The sequence below is a fragment of the Flavobacterium sp. GW821-FHT11G01 genome (assembly GCF_058808175.1).
In genome coordinates, this window is the sequence record NZ_JBXARK010000016.1 from 1 (window position 1) to 11,024 (window position 11,024).

Genomic DNA, 11,024 nt, shown 5'->3' on the forward strand with positions numbered 1-11,024 from the left:
AACTTTTTGTTTTGCCATTATTGATTTTTACTACAGATATATTTGTTGTGTATTTTTAAACACATAGAAACATAGATGAAATTGGAATAAAAAGAGTTTTAAAAAAAAACTAGTTTTTAACACATAGTTCTATGTTTTTTTAAATAAATGAAATGTTTTTAACCACAAAACAAATCTATGTTTCTATGTGTTAAAAAATGTTCTTTATTTTGCCTTAATAGGTTTGATTTTCAACGAATACTTTTGAATTGAATAATTCTTCAATTTTATTGTGACGATAATCAAAAATGGTTTTTAGTTTACTTCTTACAACCAGTCTATTCATTATTCGGCCTAAGTAACCTAATGGAAGGGCATAATGTACAATGTCAGTCATTTTTGTTCCATCTTCTGTAGGTTCAAAAAAATGTTTGTGGTGCCATAAAGTATACGGCCCAAAACGCTGTTCGTCTATGAAATATTGATTTTCTTTTGAAACTGTGATGATTGTAACCCAATTAATTTTAATGCCTAAAAGAGGTTTTAAAGTATACGTAATAATTTGCCCGGGATACATTCGTTTGCCATCAAAATCCTGTATTTCAAAACTCATATTGTCAAGCGTTATGGTTTGAAGATTTTTTGGACTAGAGAAAAAGTTCCAGCATTCTTCGACACTGGTATTGACATGTTGAACGGTTTCTATTTTGTATACTTTCATAAAATCAATTTATATTTTATAATATTTAAAAGGAACAAATAACATTCCGAAACATTCTCCTTCTTCTTTCCCTAAATGTTTATGATGTATTTTATGTGCTTTTCGTAACCCGATGAGGTATTTGTTTTTGGTATTTTTAAACCATTTAAAACGCTGATGAATCAAAACGTCGTGAATTAAGAAATAACATACGCCATATAAAGTTACACCACAGGCAATGAAAAACAAATAATTGAATCCGCCCTGAACACCAAAATAAAAAAGAATAATACTCGGAATCGCAAAAATGACAAAAAATATGTCGTTGCGCTCAAAAGTGTGATCGTATTTTGGTTGATGATGATCTGCATGAAAATACCACATTAATCCGTGCATAATGTACTTATGCGTGAGCCAGGTAACACATTCCATAAACAAAAAAACACCTAAAAAGATTAAGAAAGAAATCATTTTGTATTTGTTGAAATATTAAAGTTGCAATTAAAATGACTGAAATTTTAACTTAAAAATATAAAAGATTGACTCTATAAATTATCAGACTAATTTTAGCTTGTAAGTTACAAAAGATTGGGCTAAAAGTCCCGCTTTTGTGTAATTTGAAACTCTTATTCTTGAATTTCCAATTTCATAATAAGGCGTATTTTTTAATTTCTTGAGTAACTTTTTGTAATAAATATATGCCGTATAGACGCCAAATTTTGCTTCGATAGGAAGTTTTACAATTCCCTGATAGGCAATTTTAAAATCTTCTTCGATTTCTTTGATGATGACTGTTTTAGCATTTTCATCAAAAGATTTTAAATCGACTCCCGGGAAATAATTTCGATTTAAAACTAAATTATCGTCTTTTAAATCTCTGAGAAAATTTACTTTCTGAAAAGCCGAACCTAATCGCATCGCTTCCTGTTTCAGTTGTTCGTATTTCTGATTGTTTCCTTTAACAAAAACCTTTAAACACATTAAGCCAACAACATCGGCCGAACCATAAATGTAATCTTCGTATTCAGTTTGTGTGTTATAAGTTGATTTTACAAGATCGAGCTTCATGCTTTTTAAAAATGCCTGAATTAAATCATCACTTATATTATATTGTTTTACAGTATGCTGAAAAGAGTTTAAAATAGGGTTGAGGCTAATGCCCTTTTCCATGGCTTTGTAATATTCTTTCTCAAAATCATTGATGAGGTTTTCTTTGTCGTAATCGTGAAAAGAATCGACAATTTCATCAGCAAAACGAACAAAACCGTATATACTGTAGATGCCATCCCGTATACTTGGAGAAAGCATCTTTACCGCAAGCGAAAAGGAAGTACTGTAATTTTGAGTTACCAATTTGCTGCATTTTATAGAAACTGTGTCAAAAAGTGATTTCATCTTTTTTAGATCTTAGAGATTTATGAATTAACTCAGCTGCTAATTTCCCTGAAATTAAAGCAGGCGGAACTCCGGGGCCAGGAACGGTTAATTGTCCTGTAAAATATAAATTACGAACTTTTTTACTTTTTAGTTTTGGTCTTAAGAAAGCGGTTTGTAATAAAGTATTGGCCATTCCATATGCATTTCCTTTGTAAGCATTATAATCTGTTACAAAATCATTTTTGCAGAAGGATCTTTTAAATATAATACTATTTCTAATTGTTTGCTGTGTAAGCTGCTCAAAACGAGTAATGATTTTTTCGAAATACTCCTCCCGAAGTTCTTCGGTATCTTTGATTCCGGGAGCTAACGGAATTAAAAAGAAGCCACTTTCCATTCCGTTTGGTGCTGCAGATTCATCTGTTTTAGAAGGAAAATTGGCATAGAATAACGGTTCATCAGGCCATTTTGGATTATCATAAATGTCGGCAGCATGCTGATTAAAATTTACATCAAAAAATAAAGCGTGATGGGTAATATTTTCTATTTTTTTATCGAAACCAATAAAAAATAATAGGGAAGAGGGCGCGAAAACTCTGTTTTTCCAATATTCTTCTGAATAGCTGCGATGTATTTCGTCAAGTAAGGTTTCAGTATGCTGATAATCGGCACCACTTAAAATGATATCAGCTTTTATTGTTTTTCCGTTAATTATGATTCCGGTTGCAGTTTTGTTTTCAACTATAATTTTTTCAATTGATGCATTAGTTTCAATTGTAACTCCTAATTCGTTTGCCAGTTTTTCGATTCCGCGAACGACATCAAACATTCCGGTTTTAGGATGCCACGTTCCTAAGCCAAAATCGGCATAATTCATAAAATTATAAAACGATGGCGTTTTGGTTGGTTTGGCACCTAAAAATAAAACAGGAAATTCGAGAATCTGAATTAATCGCTCGTTTTTAAATTTCTTCCGAATATCATTACTTACATTACCAAAAAACTGATTTAATTTTAAAGCTGTTTCGGGTGTAATTAATTCTAATGGTGAAATTCCCGGGCGATAAACCAAATCTTTGATTGCAATATCATAATTGCTCTTAGCTTGATTAATGAAGGCTTGTAATTTTGATGCGCTTCCTTTTTCAATGTCTTCAAAAGTGGTTTTTATTTTATCAATATTATCATAAATATTGATGAAATCATTTATTCCAAAATAAACACGATACGCCGGATTTAGTTTGACGAGTTCATAATAATCTGAAGGTTTTTTGTTGAAATCTTTGAAGAATTTTTCAAAAACATCCGGCATCCAATACCAACTTGGTCCCATGTCGAAAGTAAAACCATCTTTTTTGAATTGTCGTGCCCGTCCGCCAATAGAATCATTTTTTTCATAAATAGTCACCTTGTTTCCTTGTTGAGCCAAGTAACATGAAGCGGCTAAAGAAGAGAAGCCCGAACCTATTATTGCGACAGTTTTTTTCATTTGTTTAACAAATGTACAAAAACTTTAAACAAAATAATTACATTCTTTCCAGAGTTTCTTCCATACTATAGAAAAGCTTTATTCTTTCTGGCAAAATGGTTTCGTCAATGTACTCTATCATACTGCCCATAAGCCAGATTTCATTATTTTTGGCTAGTAATTTTTGCCCCATTGATTTTACATATTGATTAATTACGCTGCGATCCGGTTGAACGGTCATAAAAGAAACAAACGTAATGTTCTCAAAATATTTAGTAAGATCTTGCAGGTTTTCAATTGGCATACTTTCACCAAGATAAATGGTTTTATATCCTTTTAGCAAAATTTCATATTGCACGTATAATAATCCTATTTGATGAATTTCATTTAAGGGTAATGAAAGAACGAAAACACGATCTGTTTTGGTTGGTTTTAAAATTTGAAGGCTCTCCGTATAAATTAAGATCTTTTGTTTAATCAAATGAGATATAAAATGTTCATTTGCCGGACTAATAGTTTCAGATTGCCATAACAATCCCAATTCTTTTAATAGAGGAAGAAAATGGTCCTTGAAAACTTCACTAAATGTTTTTTCTGAAATAAGCCAGTCAAATGTGGTAAAGAATAATTCCTGATCAAAATTCATCATCGCCATTTTAAAAGATGTGATTGCGTAATTTTGAGAATTCTTCTTTGAAATGATTTCACGAACTAATTGCGGAATCTTTTCCTCAGGATAAGTTGCGATCTTAGATATTTTATAACCGTATTCGTGTAATAGGGTTATATTTAAGAGTTTTTGTAAATTATGGACATTATAAAGTCTAATATTGGTATCGGTTCTCATGGGTTCAAGAATGTTATATCTTTTTTCCCAAATACGAATGGTATGCGCTTTTATTCCTGATAAATTTTCAAGGTCTTTTATGCTAAAAACGGTCTTTATGTTGTTTATCATTATTACTATTTTGGATGAACAAAAATAGAATAAAATCTGAGATTACATTTAAAACTTGATTAAAATGATAGATTACTGGAAGTTTGTAGTATCATACTGATTTAATTTGTCTAAATACAAAATAGTTTTAGAACCATTCTTACTTCTGTTGTACATGGTAACGAATTTTGCGCCATAAATAATCTCATTAAAAGTATATGAAGTTCTGGCTGCTACCGTATTACTGAACATATCATCGAATGTGGTAATGAAAACTAAAATTTCGCCATGAATTCTTTTAAAATCTTCTTCGGTAAAATTATATAGCGGACTATTTTCTGTTATGGGATGTACCAATGTCCAGCTTAAAGACAATGCATTTATTCTGTCCAGTTCTAAATCTAAAGTATAGAATTTGTTTGTTCGCTCGCCATTTTCTTCAATACTCATTCCGAGTGTTACTTTCGCTTTTGCATCGGTAAAATTGGTATTTTTAAAAGGAACAAGTCGAATCATTAATCCTTTGCCTTCCCCGTACGGAGAAATTAGGGCATTGTGAGAGAATTTTAAAAAAGCAGTTGGTTTGCTGAATCTTCCAAAAAACAAGCCGGTGGCAATGGCAAAACTTAATAAACCAATCAAAGCTTCAGCGGCAGATAACGCACTGGTTAAAAAACCATTCGGACTAATATGTCCGTAACCTACGGTTGTGAAGGTTTGCGCGCTAAAAAAATAAGCCTGTCCAAATTGTGTCAGGACACTTTGCGATTGTGCAATACCATCAAGATGTTCAATTCCTATTCCGTAATAAAGTATTGCAAAAACAAAATTGATAGCAATGTAGAACGTAAATAAAATAAGCATGAATTTCCAATTGGGCATGTCAATCATGGTATGGTACCAACTGATACGACGCAGGAAATTCATTCCTCTTTTTTCGATATTTGGAGTTCCGTTTTTATTTACGAATCTACCACCATAACTGTTTGCATTAGTTCCGAATCCAGAGTTTTTATCGGTTTGTATCTGGTTATTTGTTTTTTTAAGAAGTGCCATTCAAGGTTGGTTTAAAGAGCAAATGTAAGGATATCTTTTATATGAAAATAACTGTCATTTTTTAACAGAAAAGCAATCTGTAAAAATGCTTTTTCACAGATTGCTTTTTGATAATCGCAGTTGTTTTAGTTTTATTTACAAAACGTTGCTTTATTTTTTATGGCGCTTTGGCTTCCTAATTCAATAGCTTTAGAGAAGTCTTTGCAACAATTCTTTTTATCTCCAATTTTGTTATATGCCAAACCTCTTAAGTTGTAAGCAACATAATCTTTTACATTTAAGCCGAGAGACGAAGTGCAATCTGCAATAGTTTCTTTGTAGTTCATCAATTTGTAATTGACATTGGCTCTTCCTGTGTAGGCATCTGCATTCATGTCGTCTAATTCGATTGTTTTACTGAAATCAGCATGAGCTCCTTTTAGGTCGTTTAATTTAAATTTAGCCACTCCACGGTTTTGGTAAGCTTCGACAAAATGTGAATTCATTCCTATGGCTTTGGTGTAATCGGCGATGGCGCCTTTTGTGTTGCCGGCTTCGGCTTTTTTCATGGCTTTATCAAAATAAGCCGTTGCAGATTGTGCCCAGGTCGAGCAGCTGATCATAATAAATGATAAGAGTAATAATCGTTTCATAAACCAATTTGGGATTTAGGTTAGTAGGTTAATTTATTCTGAAACGAATTTAGGAAAGTTTTATTTTGTAAGAGAAATTCTTTTGTGAAATAATCGTAATTAAATTCAGAAGGTTATTTCTTCTCTGTTCCCAATAAATAGAGAATTACTCCGGGGCCAGATTTTACTCTGTCCATCTGCCAGTTATAAGTTTCGGAATCATTTAAATCTTTGACCAAATCTTTCATTTCCTCTATGGAATAGGTTCTTAAAGAAGATACAATTCCATCCCATAAGACAAAAAGAGGAACAACAGGAATTAAATAAGTAAAAACAATTCGACCGATTTTAAAAGGTCTGATAAATGGTGTCGTTAATAAAACGCTGACAGGAGAGAATATCATCGCTAAAATACTCGGAAAACTTCTTTCCTGAGCTTCAAAAATAGCAATTGGTGCTTTTGAATCAATTGCGTTTTGCAGAATCTGTCTGGCATCGTTTGGTTTGAAATGATGCAAAGAAAGAAATTGTGTTCGAAGGCCTTTTAGTTCTAAAGGAACATCTCGTGCGTCAACGGGTTTGCTGTAATATTCAAAATTATCAGATTGCTTTTTAGTGTATTCAAAAGCTGGAATGTTTGGATAATAATCGGTTAGAATGATTTTTAGATTTGGAATTTCTTTTTTGAGTTCCAAATTTAGCCAAATCAATCCGCCTCCACCTCCAGAAGCAAGATCAATTATTGTTGAAGTTGTATTTGATTTTAATAATGCTTCGATTAATGGAGTAACCGGTTTGTACATTCCGGTTTTGTTGGAAAGGAATTGTAGAAAGTCGGTTACGTAGTTTCTTAAAAAATTCGGGAACCATTTTTGATCTTCAAATTCGAATAAGTGTATTCTTCCCATAAATATTATTTTAAAATATTACGAATGGTTTATTGAAAGTGAAATTTACAAAATATATTTCAAAATTTATTGAGAACGTCTTTTGAAATCGATTCCCCTAGCCCAGACAGGAACGGCATCCTTTTATGGTGGGGTTCACCATAAAAGATACAGTGGATGGCTGGATTAGCTCCTTAAATTTTTAAACCTTTAACGAACCACGAAAACCTCTTGCCGCATAATAAGATTCGGCACCATTATGATACACGAAGGTTCTGCCGTAACGAAAATCAGAAAATAACGCACCGCCCAATTTACGAACATCAGGAGTTGTGGCGATCCAGCTTGAAGTTTTGGTGTCAAAATTTCCTAAATCCTGTAATGCTCTGTATTGGTCTTCGGTCAGGATTTCAATTCCCATTTCTTCGGCCATATCCAGGGCGCTGTTTTTAGGTTTGTGTTCTTTTCTTGAATCGAGCGCTTTACGGTCGTAACAAAGGCTTCTGCGTCCTTTAGGGCTTTCGGCCACGCAATCGAAAAAAATATATTCGTTTGTGTTTTTGTCATAACCCACAACATCTGGTTCGCCATCGGTTTTTTCCATTTCAAGAAGCGACCAGAGTTTATCTGGATTTGCTTCCAATTTCTCTTGCACTTTATTCCATTCAATATCGGTATGACGTGTTTTATTTTTTTCAAAACGCGCTTTCAGGATGCTGATGATTTCTGCCTGATATTCTGGTGAAAGTTCTTTCATGGTTCTTTTTTTTAATCGTTTAAACCTTTTCCTTCAAGAATTTGTGGAATTAATTTTTCAACTCTTGATTCTCTTGTCTTTGCTTGTTTTGGTTGAGAAAAGTGCAGTAAATAGGCTCTTTGTCTTCCGGGAGTTAGGGCTTCGAAAGCTTTTTTTAATTTTGAATCGTCATTTAGTTTATTTTGAAATTCTTCAGAAACTGGAAAGTCAGAAGTTTTTTTAAGATTGACTTTTAAGCCTGCTTTTTCAATTTCAATTGCCTGATAGATATACGTTTTTAGAATTGGTTTTAAATCGACAATTTCTTTAAGACTTGTAAATCGAATATGACGCGCTGCCTGAACATTCTCGGACTGCTGAATTAAAATTCCGTCAGTATCTTTCATTAAAGCACCTTTAAAAAATAAAAAAGCACAATATTCTTTAAAAGCATGAATTAAAACAACATTGCTGTCTTGGTACATATAACATGGATTTCCCCATTTTAATTCTTCGGTAAGCTGGCATTCTAGAGCAATGGTTCGCATTAGCTCCAATTCTTCCTGCCATTTTGTGGCTTTATCAAAGAAAAAATCAACTTTCGGATTCATTTTTAATAAGTTTAAACGTTTACGAGTTTTCGTTCTATTGGTCTAAAATACCAAGAAATTATTGTTAAGACAATTAAAAGAGCTGGTCCAAAAAAGTCTTTGGCACTGTCGCCTGCTGCGAAATGTGAAAATAGTGCGCCCGACATCGCAAAGAAAAAACCAGCATAAGCCCATTCTTTCAATAATGGAAACTTGGGAATCAAGACTGCAATTACACCAAGAATTTTCCAAACGGCTAATAAAGTTAGCAAATAAATTGGATAACCCAAATGTGACATTCTATCCGTTTCATCCTTCGACTGAAGTAATTGTACAATTCCTGTTGCTGTCATGCCCAATGCCAGCCAAAGCGTAGCAACCCAATAAATAATTTTGTTTCTCTTTGTCATGATACTTTTTATTTTAGTTTATTACAAATTTCTTCTAATCGGTTATGTGCCATATTGAGGCCTTGTTTAAATGGTAATTGAAGCATTTGATCTCTAAGTTCGTTAGATTTATAGACGATCTGTATTGTAAGTTTGCTGCGGTTATCATTTAGTGGTTTGAATTCTAAAAACTCTAATTGAACAGCAAAAGGAGAATTTTCCATTTCAAATGTTCTGGTGATTTTTTCATTTGGAACAAATTCATGAATAACGCCATTCATCTGGACAACTACATTTCCCTTAGCATCACTGGTTTCAAATTGATAACCGCCGTGTCTTTTGTTTTCCAATTTTAAAACTTTAGTTCCCATCCATTGTTCTACAATCTGCGGCTCGATATAAGCTTTAAAAAGCAATTCAACAGGCAAGTCAAATTCGCGTGTGATTACGAGTTCTTGTTTGTCTTCTTCAGCGTTTATTTTTGTTTTTAATTCCATATCAGTTAGTTTTCGGGTTTATAGTTTTTCATGATATCTTCGAGTTTGTTGAATCTGTCGTCCCACATTTGGCGAAAAGGTTCTATAAAATCGGCAATTTGTTTCATTTTTTTAGCATTTATAGTGTAATACACTTCTCGGCCGTTTTGTGTCTGCTGTAATAATTCGCATTCTGTCAAAATTTTTAGATGCTTAGAAACTGTCGGGCGTGCCGTGTCAAAGTTTGACGCAATCGCACCGGCTGTCATCGAATGAGAAGTCACCAAAAGTAATATAGCTCTTCTTGTTGGGTCAGCTATGGCCTGAAATACATCTCGTCTTAAATTCATTGTGAAGTTATTTGGCTACAAATATATATGTAGTTATTTGACTACGCAAATATTTTTAAATATTTTTTTTTGTAATACCTTGTAGGTGAGATAGAAATATAAGTTTGATTGCTGTTCTTTTACTTAAGTTGGAGGATGATTGGAAGAGAAATAAGTTTTATGGGATTTTGCGCAAAAAAAGGTAGTTAGTTTTTAAGATAAAAAAAGGTACAAAGAAGAGAATTCTCTTCTTTGTACCTTTTTAGTGACCACGGTGGTACAGAATTTGAACTATTTAATGCAAAATTTAAGGATTTTAAATGAAATGTTAGTAAAAAATCACTTAGCTAATATCAAATTTTTATAGACAGATCTATTCATTAGTGCTTTTGCAAAAAAAAATCTAAGAAAAATCGAAGATCTTTCATAATCATAATTCATCTATATATTCATAACCTGAACCTGTCATATATCCTTTTTTGCCATTTTGGAGTTCAAATCTTGCATAGAATCCCACAAAATCACCTAGCTTTTTATATTTCGGAATTTTATTTATTTCATAATAACCAAATAAATTGTCTTTCTTAACTTTGGTCATAAGATTCACAATTTTTATTTCACTATACACAGCTTGTGTTTTTTGAAAAATCCCATATAGCTTATTTTTTTTAAAAATAACAGAATTAGGATTTTCATTCATGACATTTAAAAACTGATTTTTGTCTGGGTAATTTTTATATGAGTATTCTTTTTTGCCGTTTATAAAATAACAATCATCTGCATCATTTTTTGATATCTTTCCAATCACGTTTATTGTGTTCTCTTGATTAAGCATGGAATTATCTGTATATAAAATAATTTGAAAATGATTTAAAGTGTCTTTAATGACAGTTTTATAATTCGCTACTGTTCCACAAGCAAAATTTACACCTCTAACTTCTTTAATATTTGATTTTAGGATAATTTTTCCTTTTTCCAAAGAAAAATAAATCAATTCATTTTTTGAATTAATTGCTTGGTATCCATTGCCTAAGTTCTCCATTCCTCTTAGATTTTCAAGCAGAATTTTCCCGAACTTGTCTTTTAGAGTATACTTTTCTGTTTTAGTGTATATTAAAATAGTAACGCCATCTTCTTTTCGTTGTAAGAAACTGTCTTTATTTTGTGAATAGAGAAAAGAATTATAGATAAAAATAAAAGCCACTAAAAGTTTTGTAGTTTTTTTCATTTTAGGTTTTCTGTTTGTTTTATTAGCATTAGATATATTTTTTTATCTTGTAAAAACTAAAACAAAATACGAAAAATTTTCGAACCATAAAAAAAGCCTGAGAATCTATATTCTCAGGCTTTCAATTTTTTAGTGACCACGGTGGGATTTGAACCCACACGCCCTTACGAGCACCACCCCCTCAAGATGGCAAGTCTACCGTTTCTCCACGTGGCCTAAAATGAAAAAAGGTCAAGTAATATAAATTACTCGACCTTTTGT

Annotated in this window: 14 protein-coding genes and 1 tRNA gene; all 15 read right to left on the reverse strand. The window is 32.3% G+C overall.

What is annotated here, in order from left to right; genetic code table 11:
- Positions 1-214 precede the first annotated feature (214 nt).
- The 15 genes from AC1RRN_RS21030 to AC1RRN_RS21100 all read right to left on the reverse strand — a co-directional run bounded on the left by AC1RRN_RS21030 (position 215) and on the right by AC1RRN_RS21100 (position 10,979).
- Complete coding sequence (locus AC1RRN_RS21030; protein ID WP_492969191.1) at positions 215-700, reverse strand: SRPBCC family protein; 486 nt, start codon at positions 698-700, stop codon at positions 215-217.
- A 9-nt stretch (positions 701-709) separates the two neighbouring features.
- Positions 710-1,150 (reverse strand): sterol desaturase family protein, encoded by a 441-nt coding sequence (locus AC1RRN_RS21035; protein ID WP_492969192.1) that lies wholly within the window; start codon positions 1,148-1,150, stop codon positions 710-712.
- 84 nt (positions 1,151-1,234) lie between these two features.
- Positions 1,235-2,074, reverse strand: coding sequence for a phytoene/squalene synthase family protein (locus tag AC1RRN_RS21040; RefSeq protein ID WP_492969193.1), 840 nt, complete (start codon positions 2,072-2,074; stop codon positions 1,235-1,237).
- Positions 2,058-3,545 (reverse strand): bifunctional phytoene desaturase/3,4-desaturase, encoded by a 1,488-nt coding sequence (crtID, locus tag AC1RRN_RS21045; RefSeq protein ID WP_492969194.1) that lies wholly within the window; start codon positions 3,543-3,545, stop codon positions 2,058-2,060. The genes AC1RRN_RS21040 and crtID overlap by 17 nt, the downstream gene beginning before the upstream one ends.
- 37 nt (positions 3,546-3,582) lie before the next feature.
- Complete coding sequence (locus AC1RRN_RS21050) at positions 3,583-4,482, reverse strand: MerR family transcriptional regulator (RefSeq protein ID WP_492969195.1); 900 nt, start codon at positions 4,480-4,482, stop codon at positions 3,583-3,585.
- 72 nt (positions 4,483-4,554) lie between these two features.
- The gene (locus tag AC1RRN_RS21055) at positions 4,555-5,517 is read right to left on the reverse strand and encodes an ion channel (RefSeq protein ID WP_492969196.1); all 963 of its coding nucleotides are present in this window, start codon (positions 5,515-5,517) and stop codon (positions 4,555-4,557) included.
- A 131-nt stretch (positions 5,518-5,648) separates the two neighbouring features.
- A complete protein-coding gene (locus AC1RRN_RS21060; protein ID WP_492969197.1) occupies positions 5,649-6,149 on the reverse strand; it encodes a tetratricopeptide repeat protein in 501 nt (166 codons plus the stop codon).
- A 113-nt stretch (positions 6,150-6,262) separates the two neighbouring features.
- Positions 6,263-7,036, reverse strand: a complete 774-nt coding sequence (locus AC1RRN_RS21065) for a response regulator (RefSeq protein WP_492969198.1) — start codon at positions 7,034-7,036, stop codon at positions 6,263-6,265.
- A 181-nt stretch (positions 7,037-7,217) separates the two neighbouring features.
- Entirely contained in the window at positions 7,218-7,772 is a 555-nt protein-coding gene (locus tag AC1RRN_RS21070; RefSeq protein WP_492969199.1) for a DUF4256 domain-containing protein, read from the reverse strand.
- A gap of 11 nt (positions 7,773-7,783) precedes the next feature.
- Complete coding sequence (locus AC1RRN_RS21075) at positions 7,784-8,362, reverse strand: YdeI/OmpD-associated family protein (RefSeq protein WP_492969200.1); 579 nt, start codon at positions 8,360-8,362, stop codon at positions 7,784-7,786.
- Positions 8,363-8,373: 11 nt separating this feature from the next.
- Entirely contained in the window at positions 8,374-8,751 is a 378-nt protein-coding gene (locus AC1RRN_RS21080) for a DoxX family protein (protein WP_492969201.1), read from the reverse strand.
- Positions 8,752-8,759: 8 nt separating this feature from the next.
- Positions 8,760-9,227: an SRPBCC family protein gene (locus AC1RRN_RS21085; RefSeq protein WP_492969202.1), complete on the reverse strand. Its 468-nt coding sequence runs from the start codon at positions 9,225-9,227 to the stop codon at positions 8,760-8,762.
- 5 nt (positions 9,228-9,232) lie between these two features.
- Positions 9,233-9,556, reverse strand: a complete 324-nt coding sequence (locus AC1RRN_RS21090; protein WP_308099566.1) for an ArsR/SmtB family transcription factor — start codon at positions 9,554-9,556, stop codon at positions 9,233-9,235.
- Positions 9,557-9,965: 409 nt separating this feature from the next.
- Positions 9,966-10,763, reverse strand: coding sequence for a hypothetical protein (locus AC1RRN_RS21095; protein ID WP_492969203.1), 798 nt, complete (start codon positions 10,761-10,763; stop codon positions 9,966-9,968).
- A 133-nt stretch (positions 10,764-10,896) separates the two neighbouring features.
- Positions 10,897-10,979 (reverse strand) — tRNA-Leu (locus AC1RRN_RS21100).
- Positions 10,980-11,024 lie beyond the last annotated feature (45 nt).

Coding starts and splice junctions, on each gene's coding strand:
- AC1RRN_RS21030 (WP_492969191.1), bottom strand. CDS start 700: ATGAAAGTATACAAAATAGAAACCGTTCAACATGTCAATACCAGTGTC.
- AC1RRN_RS21035 (WP_492969192.1), bottom strand. CDS start 1,150: ATGATTTCTTTCTTAATCTTTTTAGGTGTTTTTTTGTTTATGGAATGT.
- AC1RRN_RS21040 (WP_492969193.1), bottom strand. CDS start 2,074: ATGAAATCACTTTTTGACACAGTTTCTATAAAATGCAGCAAATTGGTA.
- crtID (WP_492969194.1), bottom strand. CDS start 3,545: ATGAAAAAAACTGTCGCAATAATAGGTTCGGGCTTCTCTTCTTTAGCC.
- AC1RRN_RS21050 (WP_492969195.1), bottom strand. CDS start 4,482: ATGATAAACAACATAAAGACCGTTTTTAGCATAAAAGACCTTGAAAAT.
- AC1RRN_RS21055 (WP_492969196.1), bottom strand. CDS start 5,517: ATGGCACTTCTTAAAAAAACAAATAACCAGATACAAACCGATAAAAAC.
- AC1RRN_RS21060 (WP_492969197.1), bottom strand. CDS start 6,149: ATGAAACGATTATTACTCTTATCATTTATTATGATCAGCTGCTCGACC.
- AC1RRN_RS21065 (WP_492969198.1), bottom strand. CDS start 7,036: ATGGGAAGAATACACTTATTCGAATTTGAAGATCAAAAATGGTTCCCG.
- AC1RRN_RS21070 (WP_492969199.1), bottom strand. CDS start 7,772: ATGAAAGAACTTTCACCAGAATATCAGGCAGAAATCATCAGCATCCTG.
- AC1RRN_RS21075 (WP_492969200.1), bottom strand. CDS start 8,362: ATGAATCCGAAAGTTGATTTTTTCTTTGATAAAGCCACAAAATGGCAG.
- AC1RRN_RS21080 (WP_492969201.1), bottom strand. CDS start 8,751: ATGACAAAGAGAAACAAAATTATTTATTGGGTTGCTACGCTTTGGCTG.
- AC1RRN_RS21085 (WP_492969202.1), bottom strand. CDS start 9,227: ATGGAATTAAAAACAAAAATAAACGCTGAAGAAGACAAACAAGAACTC.
- AC1RRN_RS21090 (WP_308099566.1), bottom strand. CDS start 9,556: ATGAATTTAAGACGAGATGTATTTCAGGCCATAGCTGACCCAACAAGA.
- AC1RRN_RS21095 (WP_492969203.1), bottom strand. CDS start 10,763: ATGAAAAAAACTACAAAACTTTTAGTGGCTTTTATTTTTATCTATAAT.